Source organism: Rhizobium sp. SRDI943 (genome assembly GCF_057653695.1).
This window is the reverse complement of sequence record NZ_CM172787.1, coordinates 2,427,701-2,447,132: the sequence shown is the minus strand read 5'-3', so window position 1 is coordinate 2,447,132 and position 19,432 is coordinate 2,427,701. Positions and strand designations below refer to the sequence as shown.

Below are 19,432 nucleotides of genomic sequence, written 5' to 3'. Positions count from 1 at the left end.
ATTAGCGCAAATGAACGTCATCGACAACAGCAAAATTCAAGAGAACGAAATCGATCTCGGCCTGCTGCTCAGTGTGCTTACCGGCGCCAAGGATTCTCCGCTGATTTTCTATTACGACGGCAAGGCGGTAAAGCCTGGCTATCATGTCACCGAGGTCAAGGCGGGCCAATTCTCGGCGTTGGATTGCGGCGCCAATCCTGAAGCGTGGGCGGAAATCTTCATCCAGCTCTGGGATATCGAGGAAGGCGACCGCACGCATATGCCGGCCGGCAAGTTCCATGCAATCATCCGCAAGGTTTCCGATCATGTGCAACTGGATGGTTCGGCGAAGCTGACCTTCGAAGTCAGCGACGGCGTGCGGCCAATGCAGCTTTATTGCGCAGCGATGCCGGTTCTCCGTGCCGGCGCCGTCCATGTTGCGCTTTCGCCGCGGCCGTCAAGCTGCAAGCCGCGCGACCGATGGCTGGCAGAGGAGAACAGCAAGGCGGCGGCCTGCTGTGGGCCGCAAGCGGCAGCGAGCGGCTGCTGCGCGTAACGACACATAAGAACGCGCGGCAGGGCAGGTGGCAGAGAGATCGGGATCGTATTGACTGACCACCAGTCAGTTATGTAGATGGAGGCTGCCGGTTTGATGCCGGCGCCACCCGTTTCATGCCCGGAGATTGCCATGAGCGCGCAGACCCTGTTGAACTCTCTGTTCCAATACAAAGCCAGCGTCGACGACGAGCTACTCGATGCCTTGAACGCGCTCGGCGTGGAGGCGCGATCCGATGAGTTCCGATCGGCCCTTCGCGTGTTCAATCACGCCCATCTCGTCGATCGCATCTTCACCGCCAATCTTCAACGGCTGGATCACTCCTATGCGGCGAGCTGGAGCAGCGAAGCGCCGCCCTTGGCACAGTTGTCCTCCGATATCCGGGATACGGATCGTTGGTATATCGATTATACCTCGCGTATAACGCCCGAGGAAATGGAGGAGGTCGTCGACTTCACCTTCACCGATGGCGGACGCGGGCGCATGTCCCGCGAGGAGATGCTGGCCCATGTGGTGACGCATGCCGGCTATCATCGCGGTGAAGTCGGTCGCCTGCTGCCTGATATCGAGAGCACCGCAATGCGCGACGTGTTTACCGGCTACCTGCACAGGACCGATCCCGCGCGCCGTCAATGAGAGTGGACCAGTCTTGCCGCCGGCCAATCCTGTTTCAAAACCGAGAACCAAGCCACCCGAAGAACGGCGCGACGAGCTGATGACCGCGGCTGAGCGGCTGTTTCTGGAAAAGGGCCTGGAGCAGACCACGATCGAGGAGATCACGACCGGGGCGGGGGTCGCCAAGGGCACCTTCTACCTGCACTTTTCCTCGAAGGCCGATGTTCTCCAGGCGCTGCGCGCCCGCTTCTTGCAGAGCGTGCTGGATGGCATCGTCGCGGCGGTCGAAGGACTGCGGTATGAGGATTGGCGCGGGAAGCTGGCGGCCTGGTCGACGGCATGCGCCACTGGCTATCTCGACGCGGCTGGGCTGCATCATCTCGCCTTCGTGGCGGCTCCTCCTGCAACGCGGGAGGGGCTTTCGCGCAACATCCTGATCGACCATCTGAACGAATTGCTTGCCGCTGGTGCTGGCGAGAATGCCTGGTCGGTCAGTGATCCCCGCTTTACGGCGGTGTTTCTGTTCAACGCCCTGCACGGTGTGGTCAATCAGCCCGGCATCGGTGAGACGCCCGCGGCCCGCGCCGAATTGCTGCGGGGGCTTGAGGGGCATTTCCTACGTGGGCTGGGATTGCCGTCAGGCATTGATTGAGAGCTGGGCATCCCACCATCTGAGCACCCGCATCGCCCGGAGCGTGATCCACCGCGAGGGCTTGCCTTGCCCGTCATCGACCTCGAACCACACTCGACCGGCAGGGCTGTTGTCGAGCGGCCAGCTGCCGTCCTGCAAGCGTCTGGACCGAAGGTGGTCGATTGCCTCACCGAGGCGCGGATCGGGGTCGGCGCCGGTCAGGATTGCGCTGGCGCGGAAATAGTCGAGCGCGCGCAAAATGTCGTAGCGCCACCGGTTCGGATGTAGGAAGTGCAGGAAGCGTTCGTCGGCCGGCTCGCCGGTGCCAAGGCGGCGGAAGAGGTTGCGGGCCAGCAGAAACTCCTCACCCGTCCTGCGCGCCTCTCGAGACCGATGCGTGCCGCCGGTCGATCTCTGGTATTCCAGCAAACCTTCCAGCACATTGATGGTGCTGGCGAAAGACGAGCGGACGGAGCCATTGATCCGCTCGCAGTTCCAGCCACCGTCGTCGAGACGCTCGCCGGCCAGCCTGTCGACGATGGGCGAGACGTCGATCCCCAAATAGGCGCCATCGGCAACGGTGCGGCCGTTGATGCACTCCTCTACCTCGCCTTCCCAGTAGGGCTGGCCGCCTTCTTCCCAACGGGCGTTGGCGCCGATCAATTTGACGGCGCGCCTGGCGCAATCGCAGGCGGGATCGAGACCGAACTCGCGCAATTGCGACAGCGAGAAGGTCGTGGCCGTCCACGGCTGGCCACGCTGCTTCCACTCGCGCGGGTCGAAACCGGCGGGCAGGAAGGCGCCGCCTGCCCATTGCCCGTCCTCATCCTGGCAGGAGAGCAGCCTGGCGCCCCAGCCCTCGGTCTCGACTTTGGCCCGCTCAGTCATCCACTCCCGCTCCGGAGCATCGAGCAGGTCGCGCATCACCTGCCATCGGATCGACGGGTCGGAGTCGAGAAGCCATTCGATCACCGTGTCGGATTGGATCATGGGCGAACCTGTCGGCGGGTCGGGGTCGATGGCTCGTTTATAATCGCTTCGGCCGAGCGGTGCCAGCCGGGTGGGCTCGTCGGCGGCCGGCTTACGCCAAGGAAGGCACGAAGCTGAAGATCAAAACCTCGGTTCGACCTATAATGCGACGGTTGTCGGCGAAAGCCTTTTCGATGCCGAGAATGCGGCGCTTCGCGCCCGATTTCTTAATCATATCCGCAAAGAAGTCGGAGGCGGCTCGATCGGGCCGCCTCTTCATTTATATCCAGGCGCGCCGATTAATAATTACTCAAATCAATTGATGTATCAGTTTGATCCGGGGACAGATTTTACATCAAAGGTTTGCTATGGCGTTTCTAGGTATTTCGGGGATGCAATATTCCGGGGAAATGTTTGCGGGTGCGCGCATTATTGTCGCGGAAGATTCCAACGTATTCACCTCGATGATCAGCAAACGCCTGAAGGAGCTGTTCGACATCGATGTCGAGATCTGCCGCAACTTCGAGGATCTGCAGGTTTCCTACGACAAGTCTTCCGATCCGATCACGCTGGCGATCTCGAATATCAACCTGCCCGGCGCCGAAAACGGCGAAGCGCTCGAATATCTGGTCGATCTCTCCATCCCGACCATCGTCTTCACCGGCACATTCCATGAAAACATGCGCGACAAGCTGATGGCCAAGGATATCGTCGACTATATCCTCAAGGACAATATCTTCGCCGTCGACCTGCTGGCGGAATCGATATGCCGCTTCCTCACCAATCATCGCCACCACGTGCTGATCGTCGACGATAGCGCGACTGCGCGCGCCCTGCTGTCGAGCCGGCTGAAGCGCTACAATTTCCGTGTCAGCGTCGCCGAGAGTGGCGGCAAGGCGCTGGAGATCCTGAAGGCCAACCGCGATATCGGCCTTGTCATCACCGACTACAACATGCCCGACATCGATGGCTTCGAACTGACGCGGCGCATCCGCGCCAGTATCGGCTCGCACGAGCTGCGCATCATCGGCGTTTCCTCCTCCTCGAACCGGCTGCTTTCGGCGCGATTCCTGAAGGCCGGCGGCAATGATTTCATGCTGCGTCCTTTCATCGACGAGGAGTTCTACTGCCGCGTCAACCAGAACCTCGATACGTTGCTGCAAATTCAATCGATGCGCAAGGAACGGGCGGTTGCCTGACGGCCCTTCCAGTATCGGTGTCGCCAGGGGGGCGGAAATGACGGTCGGGGACAGTCGTCGAATTTTTGCAATTACAAGTAACAGCGCCATTATTTGTCCCCTTCACGCGCACAGGTCTCTCGGTTATCGTCCCCACCGGGGAGAGGGCCGAGTCGTGCCCGTCAGGCGCATGGGGGAATAGCGGCTGTGGCTTTTCAAGCGGATTTTCTGCGGGATGGCATCGGGTTACGCTCCGGCGGGCTCAAAATACTTCTGGTTGAAGATTCCCGGATGTTTTCCGCGGTGCTCTGTCACCGGTTCCAGACGGAGCTCGGCCTTGCCGTCAAATCCTGCCCGTCGCTGAAGGCTCTTCGCAAGGAACTTGCCGACGACGCTCACGGGTACACCATGGCCGTCGTCGATCTCAACCTGCCGGATTCGCCCTATGGCGAAGCGCTCGACTGCACGATCGAGCACGATATCCCGGCGATCGTCTTCACCGCGACATTCGATCTCAACACGCGCAACAAGATCATGGAGCGCAATGTCATCGATTACGTGCTGAAGGACAATGAATTCGCGCTCGACAATCTGGTCGCCACCGTCCGGCGGGCGATCTCCAACCGCAAGACACGGGTGCTCGTCGTTGACGATGTCGTCTCGGCGCGCCAAGTGCTCGTCGATCTCCTGAAGGCACAGCAATATCTCGTCGTCGAGGCAAATTCGGGGCTCGAGGCGCTGGCGGCGCTCGAGGCCTACAGCGATATCGAGCTCGTCGTCACCGACCATCACATGCCCGATATGAGCGGCTACGAGCTGACGCGGCGCATCCGCCATCGTTTCGGTTCGGACAGGCTGCGTGTCATCGGCGTTTCCTCCTCCAACGACCGCATGCTTTCGGCGAGTTTCCTCAAGGCCGGCGCCAGCGATTTCGTCTACCGGCCCTTCGTCGCCGAGGAGCTGCAATGCCGCATCGCCAACAATGCCGAAACGCTGGCGCAGATGCGGCAGCTGAGGGCAGCGGCGGCCTGCGACTATCTGACCGGTCTCTATAACCGCCGCTATTTCTACGACAACGGCCCGAAGCTGGTGAACGAGTGCCTGCGGCTGAAGGTGCCGAGCTCGGTCGCCATTCTCGATATCGACCATTTCAAGCGGCTGAACGATACCTATGGCCACGAGATCGGCGACAAGGTGCTGAAGGCTGTCGCAAACAGGCTGTTTACGATCTTCGAGGGAAGCGACAATCTTCTCTCGCGGCTCGGGGGTGAGGAATTCGCCATCCTCTTCCCGCAGATGGATTCTGCAGCCGCAACCAAGCTCTGCGACGAGATCCGCTCGGACATTTCGCGGCTGAAGGTCACGGCCGACGACGAGGAACTCGGCGTCACGATTTCGATCGGCATCGCCGAAATCGCCGGTTACGAAACCTTCGAGAACTACCTCAACGCCGCCGATCAGTTTCTCTACATGGCCAAACACAGGGGCCGCAACCAGGTCTATTCCGACGCCAAGATGACGGAAGAGGCGGCGCAATAGCGCCTCTGGGGCGAGGCCAAGCCGCCGCCCTTAATCTCAGGCGGCGACGATCCTTTCGCATCAGGTGAGATCAGCTTTTAATGTCTCAAGCGGCGACGGGCCGTCTTATTGTCTCAAGCGGCAACGGCCTGGCGAGCGGTCGCCATCGTCATCTTGCGCTCGGCGCGCTCCTGCTGCGGTGAGCGATGGTAGAGTTCGCGATAACACTTGGAGAAGTGCGAGGCCGAGACGAAGCCGCAGGCGACGGCGACCTCGACGACGGGCATCGACGACTGCACCAGAAGGTGGCGCGCGCGGTCGAGGCGGATTTCCAGATAGTAGCGGGCCGGCGAACGGCCCATCTCCTGGCGGAACAGCCGTTCGATCTGGCGGCGCGAGAGGCCGGCGCCGTCGGCGATCTCGATCAACGAGAGCGGCTCGGCGAGATTGCCTTCCATCAGCTCGATGATCGACAGCACCTTGGCATTCTGCACACCGAGACGGGCGCGCAGCGGCAGACGCTGGCGGTCGTGCGGGTTGCGCACGCGGTCGGTCAGGTGCTGCTCGCAGATGCGGTTAACAAGGCTTTCGCCAAAGTCCTCGCCGACGAGGTTCAGCATCATGTCGAGCGAGGCGGTGCCGCCGGCGCAGGTGTAGAGATTGCCGTCGATCTCGTAGAGATCTGCATAGACTTCCGCCTGCGGGAAGGCTTCCGAAAAGCCCGGCAGGTTTTCCCAGTGGATGGCGCAGCGCTTGCCGTTCAGGAGGCCGGCCTGGGCAAGCACATGCGCGCCCGTACAGAGGCTGCCGACGGCGACGCCGCGATTGTAGCATTCACGCAGCCAGGCATTGACCGACTTGTTGTTGAACTGCTCGACATCGATGCCGGAACAGACAAGCACCATGCCCGGCCGGTTTTCGCCGCCGAGATGACGGCGCTCCTCGGCAAGCGAGGAATTTGCCTCGACGCCGATGCCGCAGGAGGAATAGACCTTTTCTCCATCGACGGAGGTCAGCCGCCAGGTATAGGCCTGATAGCCGAGCATGCGATTGGCGATGCGCAAGGTGTCCACGGCCGCCGAAAAGGGCAGCATGGTGAATTGCGGTACCATAAAGAAGACTACCGAACGCTTCTTGATCTGCATCCTGTTCATAGCGAAATCCATGCTCGAGGGGCGATGACACATTCGTTGCGCGGAATGCGTCGCGCCGATGTCCTGAAAGCGACACTGGCATGGAAAAATGCGGCCGGGAAGAGCAAATATGCGACATCGCCGGCGATTTGGCCGATCAAACCGTGGGAACGGCTGCGGGCAATGCAAAAGAGAGGCTCATAGGCGACTGAAATTCAATGTTGAAAATGGCTTAGGAATGGACGATCAGGCCACGAAAAAGGCGGCGTTGCACGAGGCAGGCGCCGCCCTTATCTTGGGAGGAATGTCGCATTCATTACATGGTCCGGTGTTTGTTGTCGTCCGTGCTCGGCCAGCCGATGTCCTTGCGAATGTCGAAGGGCATGGCTTCGATTTCACGGGCCGTCTGCCAGCGCGTCCAGGCGAGCACAAGCTTGCGGGCATAATGTGCCAGGTCGAAGCGGCTTTCGCTGGAGGTGAGGGACTTACCACCACCGCGATAGGTGAGAGTGGTCATTTTCCGGTTCCTTTCTAGGGTCTGGGGCATGGTCGTCAATGGGAGGTTCGTCCATGTCCATGATCCTAATATGGGCCTTGAAAACTCATCATTCAAACGAATAGATCTTATGGATAACATCAGAGATATTGAATGATCGTTGCGTGCCCGCCGGCCGTCTGTGGCACCTTTGCAGCCTGGCATCGAGCTTAATCCCCCGGCTTTCCGTGCAGGGGGATCGCAAATCTGCAGCTAAATATGATGCCGAAATGCGTGAGAGGTTTCGGACGACATCACGCTCTATTTCTTTGATTTAGAATCCCGGTTCAAACTTTAGGCCGGTCCGGCCTAAAATTGTCGGATCTAGTGTGCAGCGGCCGGGGTGATGATCCCGAGATTGCCAAGCCCGACGACGATCAGCTGGACTGCGACTGCGGTCAGCAGAATGCCGAAGACGACCTCCGAGACGATCATGGTAACTGGCTTCATACGCTTGGCGAGCTTGTCGATGTTGGTGAACACCAGATAGTCCAACGCGCCGACGATCAGGATCAGGCCGATGACGAGTATCGCGCTGGCGATCGAGACGACTTCGCCCGACGCGATGATGATGACCGTAATGCCGACAGGATTGAGCAGGTATGGGACCGCAAGCGGAAATACGGCCAGCTTGTCCGGATCGACTGGCGCCGCAATGTCGTCATGCGGCTTTTCTGTCGGTCCTGATGCCATCTTGATGGCGATCAGCGCGAGGATGATACCGCCGGCGACGGCGACGGCGCCGCCCGTGATGTGGAGAAGCCGCATCAGCAGAGCGCCGGTGGCAAAAAGGATCAGTGCCGTGACAACGGCGATCATAACCATCTGGCGGCCGATGCGCACTTTGGTTTCGGTATCGAAGGCGTGGGTCTTTTCCAGAAACGGCACCAGGGCAATCTTCGGCCCCATGCCGATCAGAAGCAGCAGCAGAAGTTTTCCGACGAGTGCGGCATCGATGACTGTGAAATCCATGGAACGTGCCCTCTAAATTTGTGACGCGGAAATCGAGACCCTCCCCGCCCGGGGGAGGATAGTGACGAAGAGAACCAAACGAACTCGCCAGTTTTTCTGCGAGCACTCAGCGCGGGCATACGTCCCAGAAGCCCGTCGTCTTGGCGGGCGAGGTGTAATACCAGCATTGACCGGATTGCGGCGGCGTGCCTGCCAGTGAAACGGCCGCAGCTCCGGCGACGAAGCCGATGGCAGCACCTGCGGCGATGGCGGTCCCCGGACGCCAGTAGCGGCGAGGGGTGACGACCACGACACCGCGCCGGACGGGCGGGCGAACGACGGGAGCGGTTCGGCGTCCGACCGCAGCGCATCCGCGTGGTCCGCAGGCTGCAGCGCCGCAGCCTCTCGGACCACATGCCGCCACGCCACGACGGGCGGCTTCGGCCGTTGCGGGAACGAGGACGGGCGCGCTGACCGTCATCATGACGGCAAGTGTCGCAAGCATGTGCGATAGGATGACCAGGATCTTCATTTCATTTCCTCCCATTGCTCTCGTGTTTCGTTTCATTGCCTAAAAGCGCCGGCCTCAGGCCGGGCCCGCAGCGGTGGCCGCGTTGTGAGCGGCGAGCGTCTGCTGGGCAGCGGCTGCAATAGCGTCGTCCCTGCCGCCCGAGACCTGGACAGTCGGCACGGCGAGCTTAATGCCGTTTTCGTTGAACGCCTCATGGATCATCCGCAGGGCCCGCCGCTTCAGCGTGAACTGCTGGCCCGGAAGCGTCATGACCTTCATCCGCAGGAGCAGGCCTGAGTCGCCGAGGCTGTCTATCCCCTGCATCTTCAACGGCTCGATCGTCGTCGGTTTGAACTCCGGATCCTCGAACAGTTCCAGGCCGATCTTCTTGATGATCTTGCGGGCCTTCTCGATGTCGGAATCGTAAGTGATGGTGATCGTCATCTTCTCGATCGCCCAGTCGCGGCTCATGTTCTGGACTGCTCCAAGCTCGCTGAAGGGCACGATGTAGACCGCGCCGCGCTGGTGCCGGAGCTTGATGGATCGCAGGCTGAAGGACTCGACGGTGCCCTTGTAGCTGCCGCTTTGGATATACTCTCCCACTCTGAAGGCGTCATCGAGCAGGTAGAACATCCCGCTGATCACGTCCTTGACAACAGTCTGCGCCCCGAAGCCGATCGCGACGCCAACCACGCCGGCGCCTGCGATCAGCGGACCGATTTCGACCCCCAGCGATGACAGTGCCATCATGATTGCGACGGCACTGAAGAGGATCATCAGGAAATTGCGAAGGATCGGTAGGAGTGTTCTGAGACGCGTGCGCCGCCGCTCTCGTTCGCTACCGACTTCCAGGACGGCCTCGGTGTCGCCGAGCTTGCGATCGATCAGCACTTTCACGACGCTCCAGGCAAGATCGACGACCAGAAGAATGATCCCGGCGCTGAGGAGGCCACGCACGAGGCGTAGAAGCGGCGAATCCTGCATCGTCATTTGCGTCAGCCTGATATCGAGCGCATCGGCAAGCAGGATGATGGCGCCGACGATCAGCGCCGCCCTGATGCCGCGCTCGACGATCACCGAGACGACGGTGCCTTTCTTGTGGCCGTCCTCTTCGTCCGTGGAAGAGCGCAGAATATTGTTGACCGACGCCTTGGTGAGGGCGATGGCACCGGGCAGGGCGGCGCAGACCACGGCGATCCAGAACAGTCTCATGGCGCCGACCACCCACAACAGCCAGACGGCAACGAAATAGACTGTCCAGAGCCAGTTCCGCGTCCGCAGGCCGATCCGGCTCGCTTGACCGGCAGCCAATTGAAACGGCCGTCTCCAGACGGCTTCGATACCGATGAAAAGCAGCACGAGGCCGAGAGAATAGGCGGCGAGCTGTCGGGCCGGGACCGAAAAGCCGAGAGTACCGAGCAGGCGGATGCTCACCCAGCCAAAGGCATACCAGCCGACGAGATAGCCCAGGCGTTTTGCCCAGTGGCCGGCGGTATCGCTTGTGATCGGGACGACACGAAATCCACCCCCTTCCTCCGCCCGCGGCGCCAGGAACACGTCGAAAAGCGCGCTCGCCAGACGGAAGACGACAATTGCGAAGAGGTACCCGACGACGATCTCCCTGATGACTGGCGGCCATTGGAACAGCAGGAAGAAGCCAATGCTGCCGAGACCGAACGAAAGGACGTAACATGCCGCCCACAGAAGCCTCGCAGTCAATGCGGTCACTCTTTCCAGAACCGTCGCATAGGGTGCACGTGCCATCCATGAGCGCCAGCCGGCGCTGATCCACCAGAACAGCCATTGCGCGGCCAGCCCGACGGCGACGAAGGCCGCGACCAGGAAGATCGGCCGCGTCCCGCCGTTCGCCTGGACGTCCTGGTCGAGTATGGCCGCACCACGCATCATCTCCGAAGGAAAGGACTGGATAGCCCCGAGAAGGTTGGAAGCGTGGACACGGAACCGCATCGTGAATTCCGAGAATGAGGGCTCGGCGTTCGGCGTTGCGACGGGTGGTTCCGTTACTGCCTTTGCTGCTTCCGATTGCTGCTGCAGGAAGCGCTGGACGTCAGGATCAGAAAACATGCCGATAAAGCGCTGGACACTTTCAGGCTGTGGGCTCGCAGGCGTGGCGCTCTGCGCCACGGCACTGGAGGCACAAAGGAGAATGGACGCCAGGATGGCCCCGGCGAGAAGCGGTCTAACCATGCGGATCTTGGAAAGTGGTAGCATCGTCTATCCTGATCTCGATGAAGCTGTTCCGTCTGCCGGTTGCTGACGCGCTATTGCCTGCATGTCTCCTTCGATCGACCTGCGGCAGTGCACTCGGATGCCTTCGGCTGCCTACCCACGGGACCCGTGAGGCCGCTGACCTGGCCGGCGTAATTATCTCTGGTATCCGCATCGACGACCGCGACCGGGGCGGCCAGGATCAGGCCGGCTGCACTGCCCGCCGCCGCCGCCGTGCTCGTCGTCGCGGCGAGGATCTTATCCCCGAGCCCGACCTTGCTGTCGGTCAGCGTCTGGCCGTCGGAAATCCGCGCGCCGATGAGCTGAACGACCTCCGGCGATTCCGCAAATTTTCCGTGGTTCAGCCTGTCGCCCGCCTTGACCTTGGTGAGGTCGATGACTGTGATCTGGCTGTCGGCCAGTTCCTTCTTGAAGGGGGCCTGCTCGGGATCGATGGCGCCGAGTCTGGCGACGTCGCCCCATACCCTGCGCGATACCGCGAGCGCGCGATCGTCTCGCGAAACGAACAAGGTGAACTTCGGATGCTGCTTGCCCATGTCGACGATCTGCTGGCGGAAGACATCGACATCCACGTCGGGCGAGGCCAGCATGACATTCTCGAATTTGGCAGGGAGGCGGCCGTTGCGGATCGCCATCTGCCGAAGCGCTTCCAGCGCCAGCCAGTTCCCCATCGAATGCGCCAGGATCGAGACTTCCTTCACCTCTGGATCCTTCGCGAGATACTGGAAGAGCATCTCCAATGCGTTGCGCGTGTAGTTGGTGCTCTCCCTGTCATAGCCATATGCGAGCAGACTTCCGCGCGACGGCCACGTCACCAGCACGGGCGCACTGTGGACGCCAGAATCCTTGACGATCTGAGCGAAGCGATAGACGGAATCTTCGAAACGGTTGTTGAAGCCATGGATGAACACCAGCACGCTGCGGTCGCGGCTCTTCCTGACAGAGGCGCTCAGCCATTTCTTGGCGTCGTCGCGCGTGATCTCCTCGGCTTTCAAGGTTGCGAAGTCCGTTGCCGGATTGGATGGAAGCCTTTTCGGCCAGGCGACTTCGCCGATCTTGCGGACGTTCGCAGGCGGGATGGATACGGTGATGTCGGCAAAGGCCGGGGCGAGTGCGCGTTCGCCCGTGAACATTTCGCCTTGGATCGTGGAGCGGCTGCGCGTCGTGGTCACGAGCATGGCGACCTTGGTGGCGTTCGGCGCGCTATCGGCAACCGGGATGAGCACGTTCTTCGGGTGGCCTCCGCATCCGGCCAATGCGCAGAGCAGCAGCAGAGCCGATATCCATTTCAAACCCAGAGCATTACCTAGTTTCTCCGAGCCACGGAAATGCTCTGTCTTTTTGTTTTCACGCAATTCCGGACGCAAAACCGCTGCGCACTTTTGCTGGAATTGCGCTAGGGAAGGGCTTGGTTGAATTCGGCCGTCACGACATTTTGCTGTGCTCACTGGCGTTCCTCATAGCCCTGTCAAGTTTGTACGGGCCTCGACGCCGCACGCCGCGGCGGTCGAAGTCGGCACTGAGGTCAGACTATGCGAAGACGAGATGGCGTGCCCGTATGATCGGGTATGTTACGGTCGGGGAGACAGTATCAGCGAGGTTGCAGGTCCGAGGTGGCGGCAGTCGACGCAATTGCGTCGGGATCGGGCACCGTCATCCCCGCTTTGCGAAGTCCTTCGATCAGACGATCGCGATCTTCGGGCTGCATGTTGCGCATTGCGAGTTCCGTTACAATGTTCGGCAGGAAGTCTGGTCGCATGCCGACGAACACCTGTCCTTCCCGGCGGGCGTCGTCCATCATGCCAGCTTCTGCGTAGATGATGGCGGCAACAACATGGAAGAGAGGGAACTTCTGCATGTTCGCCTGCCTGATCTCCAGCACGGCGGTGTGGTTGTCGCGGAGCATGTAGGCGGCCAGGGCTCGCGTTCCGTGGTAGAAGCCGCCGCTGCCTGGATTGAGCGCGATGGCCTGGTCCAGCAGGCTTGCTCCACGTTGCCACTGGCCAGCGATCGCAAGCCGCGTTCCGAACTCGCCCATCAGTTCGGTGTCATTGGGATTGGTGGCGAGCGCCTGCTCGCCCACACGAAGTGATTCAGCCAGCTGCCTGTCGAAGAACAGCGCCGTCATCAGTGCTTGAAGTCCGCGCGTATTGTTCGGATCGATCTGGGTTGCGCGCCTGGCGGCATCGAGTGCACGCTGTATAGCTGAATCCTGGCCTGGTGTCGGATTGAACTTGTACCGGTCCTCATCGAGATAGACGATCGACAGCATTGCCCAGGCGGTCGCATAGCTCGGAAACCGCGCGACCGCAGCTTCTAGGCAATCCCGGACGCGCGCATGCGCTTCGGCGCTCAGTTCCGAACGATAGGCATAGAAGCGCAACGTGCACTCATACGCGCCGAGGTCGTCCGGCGGCGGACCGGCGGAGTCGATCTGTGCCATGACCCCGTAGGGTTGGGCGATGGCGGTCGCGACCTTTCTGGCGACATCCGTCTGGATCGCAAACAGGTCTCCCGATGCGAGATCATTGTCATAGTTCTCCGACCAGAGGATCTCGCCGTCCGAGGTATCGAGCAGTCTCGCCGTCACACGAAGACGCTTGCCCGACGTGCGTACCCCGCCGGCAAGGAGGTAGCGTGCGCCGAATTCGGCCCGAATCTCCGATGCGTCCACATCCGCGGGGAGGGACTTGGACGTTTCGCGGCCGAAGACCTTGATCTCCTTGAACCGTGGCAGGATGGTCATCAGTTCCTCGGTCAGGCCAGCCGTGTAGAGCTGTGCCTCCGGCCCTTCGCCGAGATTGGCAAAGGGAGCGACCACGAGGGCCGGACGATCGGGCGACAGGCTTGCAACGCGTTCGAGCGACGGAGCGGGAGATCGCGTCCCGATCCAATAGAGCGAAATAGTCACCGCAGCGAGCGCAGCAGCACCCGGCAACAACACCCGCCTTGCGCGCCACCAGCCTCCGGGGCGGACCTCAGAGGGCGATGTTTCGCCAGCGTCTTCGTCTCCAATTTCGGCTGACTCCGGACAGGACCAGGCGAAGGTTGGAACATATCCGCCTTTGGGGATGTCGATCCTGACAGGGTCATGCTGCCCGGCGACGAGATAATAGCGCTCGAGCGACCGCCGCAGCCGTCCGGCCTCGATCCTGACCACCGGATCGTCCTGGGTGAAGCCGGGATCCCGGCCGAACACCTCGATCGCGATCGAATAGGCTTTGATCCGGTTGCCCCGACCCTCGAGGGTTTCCGAGACGACATAGCGGAGAAACGCTGCCGCGCGACCGACGCCCGGAAATTCAGGGCTGGAGACGACACGTTCCAGTTGCTCGCTGATATCGTCGGCTTGAGGCGCCGGCCTTGAAGAAATGGGTGCAGCAGACCCCTCTGCTGGTATCGATGTCTGCATGTCTGTCCCCAATCCCCCGTGGAGTCACATCGCTGCCAGACCGTATGTTACGGTAACATACTCCACGAACCGATCGTCGTCCATGAAGATCGGGATCTGGCACACGTTGCAGTGGCGACGTCTCGAATGCCGGTAAGGAGTGGACCATGGACGAAGACGTGACCGCAGTCCGTCGGCAGTTTCCAGCCAGGATCAAGGCGATCGACGATCTCTCTGCCCGCAGTGAGGATTTTCGGGAAATCTGCAGGGACTTTGCCGACGCCCAATCGGCGCTGCAAAAATGGAACGTCTCAACCGATCCGAAACGCGAGGAGCGCGTCGTCGAATACCAGGAACTGATCGCCGAACTCTCCAAGGAGATAGAGGGCGCGCTTGACGCCTCGGTACCGCCAACCGCTCGCTGACGAGGCGAGACTACGCACGCGGCAAGCCATCGCGAGGCGTATGTTACGGTTACCTACTTGCGTTCCATCGCCCGGCAACGACCATCGCGACAAATGTCCGGCGCTGAAACTTTGCGCTTCCACGAAACGAAACGCCTCCGAAGGATATTGCCGTGGTTTCCGAAAACTTGGACGAGCCTGCCATTTCCCCAACGCCTCGGAATCCACTCCGCAGGATAGCACTCATCGTCCTCCTCCTTGCGCTCGTCCTGTTCGTCCTCTCCATCTTCATGGAGCGGCGCACGCCGTCGACCTCGCAGGCTCAGGTCCAAGCCTATATCGTCGGCATCGCGCCCGAAGTTACCGGCCGGGTGGTGGAAGTCGGCGTCGCCGACAACTCGCGCGTCGAGGCCAATCAGATTCTCTTTCGTATCGATCCCGAGCGCTATGAACTCGCGGTCAGTGAGGCCGAGGCGAGCCTTGCAAGTGTCGGCCAGTCAATGGGCGCCTCAACGGCTGCTGTCGATGCGGCGCAGGCAAAGCTCGTAACGGCCCAAGTCGATCGGGACAATCTTCGCGAACAAGCTGCGCGCGCCGCAGAGCTGCAAAAGAGGGGCGTGTATTCCAAAGCGCGGGCTGATTCAACCAAATCGGCTTTCGGTCAGTCAGAGGCGGCCGTCACCGGTGCTGAGGCTGAGTTGGCCAAGGCCAAGGAGCAGCTCGGGCCGAGCGGAAATGACAATCCGCAGCTCCGGGCAGCTCTGGCTGCGCTCGAAAAGGCACGACTCGATCTGCTGCGGACCACCGTTCAGGCACCTTCGGCCGGGGTCGTGACCAACCTCCAACTTACAACGGGTAAGGTTGTGTCGGCTGGACAGTCAGCCATGACCTTTATCGATGTCGGCACGATCTGGATCACCGCCGCCTTCAAGGAGAACAGCCTCGAGAAGGTAGCCGTCGGCAACCGGGCGGAAGTTCTTTTCGACGCGCTTCCCGGTCGGGTGTTTCCGGCGCAGGTCGAGAGCGTTGGTTTCGGTGTATCGCAAGGGAGCACGGACCCGAACACCGGATTGCCGACGATCCGGAGCGATAGCGGCTGGGTCCAGGAGCCGCAGCGGTTTCCGGTCCGCCTCATCATCGAGGAGGCGCAGCGGCCCAAGGGCGGCGTACGCTACGGCTCGCAGGCGACCGTCGTCATCTACACCGGCGACAACCCGGTCACCAATGCCTGGGGATCGCTCTGGATCCGCATCATGTCGGTGCTGACCTATGTCCGCTGAGAGGAGCCTCGCGGTCGAGGAGCAGAAACGCAAGGGGCTGCGGGTTGCGTTCGCGGTCTCGATCGGCTTCACGCTCGCAGTCTATGCGGGGGCCATTGTGCCCTTCCTCGGTCCGCTCTTTGCCGCCCAGTTTCTGCTCGGAAGTTCGCGGCCGATGCCGCTCGGCAAGACCATCGGCGCGGCGATGATCATCCTGATCGCCGGGATGGCGATGATGGTTCTGACCAAGGTGCTCGGCGACCGTCCGGCGCCATTTCTGCTGATCCTGGGGCTGACCTATTTTGCGTGCTTCGCCGCACAGTCGACGGGAAAGGGAGGACCGGCCGTCTTTCTCGTGCTCGTCGTTTCGATCATCGTGCCTCTGCTCGGCATCCTGAACAAGGAGCTCGCCAATTCTATCCTGTCCATCCTGGTCGCCGGGGTGTTGTCCGGCACGGCTCTGATGTGGTTCGCCCATGCGGTCTTTCCCGAGCCGTTCTCCCCGGAGGTTGAGGCGGTGGCGATCGACGAGCGGCCGCCGGCCTTGCTTCGGGCGCTGGCAAACACGGTCATCCTTTTGGGCTCCGTCGTGATCTGCCTGACGAGCGACAACCTGACCGCTGCGGCGGTCATTCCGATCACTGTTGCTTCGCTGCTCGGGCAGCTCGACGTTGCCGCGAGTGCGCGAGTGGCGATCGGGCTCGTGGTCGTCAACCTGTTCGGCGGAGTGCTCGCCTCCGTTGCCTATGCCGCGCTATCGCTGCGCCCCAATCTTTTCTCGATCTTCCTCATCGTTCTCGTCGTCGTCCTCCTCATCGGAGGGCGCGCGGCTGGTCGCTCGAAGGACGCCCCGGTTTTTGCCGGCGCCCTGACAACCTTCCTGATCCTGTTCGGCCTCGGGGTCTCGCCTCTGCCGGGGAGTGCTGCAGAATCCTTCGCGACCCGCATCGTCTATGTCGCAGCGGCCTTGATCTACGCGCTGCTGTTTGCCGTCATCCTGTGGCCGCGGACGAGGGAAACGAAGAGGATATCGGCATGACATTTCCTCGCCACTGGAATGAATGTAAGTATATGTGAATATACTAAAGCCGGCAGCCTACACACCATGTCTGACCGCAAGGAGGATTTGAGATGGCTAGACCTCATGCATTGTTAATCGCCACGGGCCTGTTCCTGCCTTTTGCAGGGTTGCCGTTTTCGCCACATCCGATGCCGATCGCCGCCGCGCAGGAGCCTGCCGCTTCCAGTCCCGTCGCGGCGGAAGACGACGCGCCGGCGCCGCTGAGCGAGGACGAACTCGAAATCCTGGTAGCGCGGATTGCACTTTATCCGGACGAACTGGTCGCGCTCGTCACATCGGCGTCGCTCTATCCTCTGCAGGTCGTGGAAGCAGCCCGGTTTCTCGAAACCTTGAAGAAGCAGCCCGAGCTCAAGCCGAAGACGACGTGGGACGGCAGCATCGTATCGCTGCTGAACTATCCTCAGATCGTCACGATGATGAGCGAGGATCTGGACTGGACGCAGTCTCTCGGAGAGGCGCTCTCCTACCAGCAGAAGGACGTTCTGATCGCCATACAGCAACTGCGCGACAAAGCGGTCGCCGACGGCATCATCAAGAGCGACGACAAGATCAAGGTCAGCCAGGAGAACGACAATGTGGTGATCGTCTCCGCCAGTCCCGACAAGATCTACGTTCCGCAGTATGCGCCGGAGATGCTGTATGAACCGAACTATGTGGCCGCGCCGATCGGCTACTATTCCGAGCCGTATCCGAACTACTACTATCCGACCGCCACCTTTTTTGCCGGCGTGGTGACGGGAGCAGTGTGGGCGGCTGCCGTCGACTGGAACCGTTGGGGTGTATGGGGCGGGCGCTGGAACGGCAACGTTGATATCGACTGCAACAACTGCTTCAACAACATCAACGGCAAAGTGAATATCAACGACGTCGACTGGAAAAACGTCGACCGCAGCAAGATCGGGTTCGACAGTGCGCAGTTCAACAAGATCGACCGCAGCTCCTTCCGGACCAGTATCGAGGCGAACGGCAACAACAGGGTCGGAGCAAGAGGCAACGACCGTGCGAACACGGTCCGCGACCAGCCACGCAAAGTCAGCGTCAACGATGTCCGCAAGAGCAAGATCGATGCGGACAGGGTCAATGCTGCTCGCAACAAGGCAGGCAATTCGGGAGTGGTCTCCGGGGGCGGGAAGGGAGCGCAGGCTGCGCAGACCCGCAGGCCCGAGGCAAGGACGCCGAACAGGGCTGCCGAAAACGCAAGGCCCGGGGTCAACGCCAAACGCCCGGTCGCAAAGCCGAAGCCCGCGGCCCGGGTCGACAGCCGGCCGAGAAAGCCGTCGGCACTCGGCCAGGTCGATAGCGGCAGGCGCGCTGAGATGCAGTCCAACCGCGGCAGACAGGCCATGGCCGGCGGCAATCGCGGTGGCGGTCGTGGAGAAATCCGCCGCGGCGGTGGTGGCGGCGGCCGTCGTCGATAACCGGAAGAAGGAGGAAAGTCATGACCAGATCAGTCAGAAACATGCTTCTGGGTTCGGTGTTCGCTTTTGCGGTTCTCGCCACCAATCCGGTTTCCACATCTGCAGCGGAGCCATCCGATGCGACCGTCATCTCGGGCTTCGCCGCGCAGAGCGATCCGCCCGTATTCGAGACGCCGGAACAGGCCATCGACGCTTTCAAGGCGGCCTTGGCGGCTGATGATTTCGATAAGTTTACGGCGCTGCTGGGCATCGATGCAGCGAAAGCGAAAGCAGGCGAAGGGGTGATGGACACCTACGCACAGATCCGGGACGGCACAAGCAAGAAGATCGTCGTCAAGGACGTCGATAACCGCAAGATCATCGAGATCGGCGACAAATTATGGCCTCTGCCATTTCCGATCGTGAAGGGCGACGATGGCAAATGGGGTTTCGACACCTATGCCGGGTTCGAGGAGATCATAAATCGTCGCGTCGGCGAGAACGAATTGCAGACTATCGACACGATGCAGGCCTATGTCGACGCCCAAAAGGAATATTCTTCCGCCGACCACGATGATGACGGCGTCCTGGAGTATGCCCAGAAACTGATCAGCAGCGACGGCAAAACCGATGGTCTCTATTGGTCGCCTGATCTCGGCGAGGGTGATAGCCCGGCGGGCAATGCCCTCGAAGACAATGCGGCGCTTGATAAGGCCAAGGCCGGCGAGGGCTATTACGGCTATCGCTACAGGATCATCGACAGCCAGGGGCCGAACATCGCGGGCGGAGAGTTCGATTATGTGATCAACGGCAACATGATCGCAGGATTTGCCCTTATCGCCTGGCCGATCCGATATGGCGAAACCGGCGTGCACACCTTCGTCGTGAACGCGAACGGCACGGTCTACCAGGCCGATCTCGGCCGGGAGACCGAAAAAATAGCTGCTGGCGTCAGGACCTTCAATCCGGGTGACAATTGGGACGTGACTGCCGATTGAACACGGTGCGCGTGTTTGGAACCAAGTCTGCTCCACCTCGTTGCCGCTTCGTACCTGACAATGTTGCAAAGGAGGA

18 protein-coding genes are annotated in these 19,432 nt (G+C 61.0%); 10 read left to right on the top strand and 8 right to left on the bottom strand.

What is annotated here, in order from left to right:
• Nucleotides 1-10 precede the first annotated feature (10 nt).
• The 3 genes from AC245Y_RS12650 (at nt 11) to AC245Y_RS12640 (ending at nt 1,802) form a co-directional block, all read left to right on the top strand.
• Nucleotides 11-535, top strand: a complete 525-nt coding sequence (locus AC245Y_RS12650; RefSeq protein WP_017994409.1) for a DUF6428 family protein — start codon at nt 11-13, stop codon at nt 533-535.
• 132 nt (nt 536-667) lie between these two features.
• Nucleotides 668-1,171, top strand: coding sequence for a DinB family protein (locus AC245Y_RS12645; RefSeq protein ID WP_017994408.1), 504 nt, complete (start codon nt 668-670; stop codon nt 1,169-1,171).
• A complete protein-coding gene (locus AC245Y_RS12640) occupies nt 1,056-1,802 on the top strand; it encodes a TetR/AcrR family transcriptional regulator (RefSeq protein ID WP_017994407.1) in 747 nt (248 codons plus the stop codon). Before AC245Y_RS12645 ends, AC245Y_RS12640 begins: the two co-directional genes overlap by 116 nt.
• Here the strand turns inward: AC245Y_RS12640 and AC245Y_RS12635 are convergent.
• Nucleotides 1,788-2,771 carry a hypothetical protein gene (locus tag AC245Y_RS12635; RefSeq protein WP_017994406.1) on the bottom strand — a complete coding sequence of 328 codons (984 nt, stop codon included), beginning with the start codon at nt 2,769-2,771 and terminating at the stop codon, nt 1,788-1,790. The two genes, AC245Y_RS12640 and AC245Y_RS12635, sit on opposite strands and share 15 nt — an antisense overlap.
• A gap of 347 nt (nt 2,772-3,118) precedes the next feature.
• On the opposite strand from AC245Y_RS12635, the gene AC245Y_RS12630 reads away from it, so the two are divergent.
• A complete protein-coding gene (locus AC245Y_RS12630; protein WP_012757872.1) occupies nt 3,119-3,949 on the top strand; it encodes a response regulator in 831 nt (276 codons plus the stop codon).
• Nucleotides 3,950-4,135: 186 nt separating this feature from the next.
• Nucleotides 4,136-5,467 carry a diguanylate cyclase gene (locus AC245Y_RS12625; protein WP_017994403.1) on the top strand — a complete coding sequence of 444 codons (1,332 nt, stop codon included), beginning with the start codon at nt 4,136-4,138 and terminating at the stop codon, nt 5,465-5,467.
• Nucleotides 5,468-5,580: 113 nt separating this feature from the next.
• Here AC245Y_RS12625 and AC245Y_RS12620 read toward each other — a convergent pair whose 3' ends face one another.
• From AC245Y_RS12620 to AC245Y_RS12590, 7 genes are all read right to left on the bottom strand, one after another.
• A complete protein-coding gene (locus AC245Y_RS12620; protein ID WP_003540607.1) occupies nt 5,581-6,600 on the bottom strand; it encodes a GlxA family transcriptional regulator in 1,020 nt (339 codons plus the stop codon).
• Nucleotides 6,601-6,895: 295 nt separating this feature from the next.
• Nucleotides 6,896-7,096 carry a hypothetical protein gene (locus AC245Y_RS12615; RefSeq protein ID WP_026157393.1) on the bottom strand — a complete coding sequence of 67 codons (201 nt, stop codon included), beginning with the start codon at nt 7,094-7,096 and terminating at the stop codon, nt 6,896-6,898.
• Nucleotides 7,097-7,438: 342 nt separating this feature from the next.
• Nucleotides 7,439-8,086 (bottom strand): MarC family protein, encoded by a 648-nt coding sequence (locus AC245Y_RS12610; protein ID WP_017994400.1) that lies wholly within the window; start codon nt 8,084-8,086, stop codon nt 7,439-7,441.
• Between the two features lie 106 nt (nt 8,087-8,192).
• Nucleotides 8,193-8,597 carry a hypothetical protein gene (locus tag AC245Y_RS12605; RefSeq protein ID WP_017994399.1) on the bottom strand — a complete coding sequence of 135 codons (405 nt, stop codon included), beginning with the start codon at nt 8,595-8,597 and terminating at the stop codon, nt 8,193-8,195.
• A 54-nt stretch (nt 8,598-8,651) separates the two neighbouring features.
• Nucleotides 8,652-10,808 carry a mechanosensitive ion channel family protein gene (locus AC245Y_RS12600; RefSeq protein WP_017994398.1) on the bottom strand — a complete coding sequence of 719 codons (2,157 nt, stop codon included), beginning with the start codon at nt 10,806-10,808 and terminating at the stop codon, nt 8,652-8,654.
• A 50-nt stretch (nt 10,809-10,858) separates the two neighbouring features.
• The gene (locus tag AC245Y_RS12595) at nt 10,859-12,274 is read right to left on the bottom strand and encodes an alpha/beta hydrolase (protein WP_017994397.1); all 1,416 of its coding nucleotides are present in this window, start codon (nt 12,272-12,274) and stop codon (nt 10,859-10,861) included.
• A gap of 143 nt (nt 12,275-12,417) precedes the next feature.
• Nucleotides 12,418-14,238, bottom strand: coding sequence for an adenylate cyclase (locus AC245Y_RS12590; protein ID WP_017994396.1), 1,821 nt, complete (start codon nt 14,236-14,238; stop codon nt 12,418-12,420).
• A gap of 146 nt (nt 14,239-14,384) precedes the next feature.
• Between AC245Y_RS12590 and AC245Y_RS12585 the strand changes: the two genes are divergently transcribed.
• The 5 genes from AC245Y_RS12585 to AC245Y_RS12565 all read left to right on the top strand — a co-directional run bounded on the left by AC245Y_RS12585 (nt 14,385) and on the right by AC245Y_RS12565 (nt 19,356).
• Nucleotides 14,385-14,642, top strand: coding sequence for a hypothetical protein (locus AC245Y_RS12585; protein WP_012757863.1), 258 nt, complete (start codon nt 14,385-14,387; stop codon nt 14,640-14,642).
• Nucleotides 14,643-14,794: 152 nt separating this feature from the next.
• The gene (locus AC245Y_RS12580; protein ID WP_012757862.1) at nt 14,795-15,901 is read left to right on the top strand and encodes an HlyD family secretion protein; all 1,107 of its coding nucleotides are present in this window, start codon (nt 14,795-14,797) and stop codon (nt 15,899-15,901) included.
• Entirely contained in the window at nt 15,891-16,919 is a 1,029-nt protein-coding gene (locus tag AC245Y_RS12575) for a DUF2955 domain-containing protein (RefSeq protein WP_017994395.1), read from the top strand. The genes AC245Y_RS12580 and AC245Y_RS12575 overlap by 11 nt, the downstream gene beginning before the upstream one ends.
• 92 nt (nt 16,920-17,011) lie before the next feature.
• Nucleotides 17,012-18,379, top strand: coding sequence for a DUF3300 domain-containing protein (locus tag AC245Y_RS12570; RefSeq protein ID WP_026157391.1), 1,368 nt, complete (start codon nt 17,012-17,014; stop codon nt 18,377-18,379).
• 20 nt (nt 18,380-18,399) lie between these two features.
• On the top strand, nt 18,400-19,356 hold the full coding sequence (locus tag AC245Y_RS12565; RefSeq protein WP_017994393.1) for a DUF2950 domain-containing protein: 957 nt from the start codon (nt 18,400-18,402) through the stop codon (nt 19,354-19,356).
• The last annotated feature ends 76 nt before the right edge of the window (nt 19,357-19,432 follow it).

Coding starts and splice junctions, on each gene's coding strand:
- AC245Y_RS12650 (WP_017994409.1), top strand. CDS start 11: ATGAACGTCATCGACAACAGCAAAATTCAAGAGAACGAAATCGATCTC.
- AC245Y_RS12645 (WP_017994408.1), top strand. CDS start 668: ATGAGCGCGCAGACCCTGTTGAACTCTCTGTTCCAATACAAAGCCAGC.
- AC245Y_RS12640 (WP_017994407.1), top strand. CDS start 1,056: ATGCCGGCTATCATCGCGGTGAAGTCGGTCGCCTGCTGCCTGATATCG.
- AC245Y_RS12635 (WP_017994406.1), bottom strand. CDS start 2,771: ATGATCCAATCCGACACGGTGATCGAATGGCTTCTCGACTCCGACCCG.
- AC245Y_RS12630 (WP_012757872.1), top strand. CDS start 3,119: ATGGCGTTTCTAGGTATTTCGGGGATGCAATATTCCGGGGAAATGTTT.
- AC245Y_RS12620 (WP_003540607.1), bottom strand. CDS start 6,600: ATGAACAGGATGCAGATCAAGAAGCGTTCGGTAGTCTTCTTTATGGTA.
- AC245Y_RS12615 (WP_026157393.1), bottom strand. CDS start 7,096: ATGACCACTCTCACCTATCGCGGTGGTGGTAAGTCCCTCACCTCCAGC.
- AC245Y_RS12610 (WP_017994400.1), bottom strand. CDS start 8,086: ATGGATTTCACAGTCATCGATGCCGCACTCGTCGGAAAACTTCTGCTG.
- AC245Y_RS12605 (WP_017994399.1), bottom strand. CDS start 8,597: ATGAAGATCCTGGTCATCCTATCGCACATGCTTGCGACACTTGCCGTC.
- AC245Y_RS12600 (WP_017994398.1), bottom strand. CDS start 10,808: ATGCTACCACTTTCCAAGATCCGCATGGTTAGACCGCTTCTCGCCGGG.
- AC245Y_RS12590 (WP_017994396.1), bottom strand. CDS start 14,238: ATGCAGACATCGATACCAGCAGAGGGGTCTGCTGCACCCATTTCTTCA.
- AC245Y_RS12585 (WP_012757863.1), top strand. CDS start 14,385: ATGGACGAAGACGTGACCGCAGTCCGTCGGCAGTTTCCAGCCAGGATC.
- AC245Y_RS12575 (WP_017994395.1), top strand. CDS start 15,891: ATGTCCGCTGAGAGGAGCCTCGCGGTCGAGGAGCAGAAACGCAAGGGG.
- AC245Y_RS12570 (WP_026157391.1), top strand. CDS start 17,012: ATGGCTAGACCTCATGCATTGTTAATCGCCACGGGCCTGTTCCTGCCT.
- AC245Y_RS12565 (WP_017994393.1), top strand. CDS start 18,400: ATGACCAGATCAGTCAGAAACATGCTTCTGGGTTCGGTGTTCGCTTTT.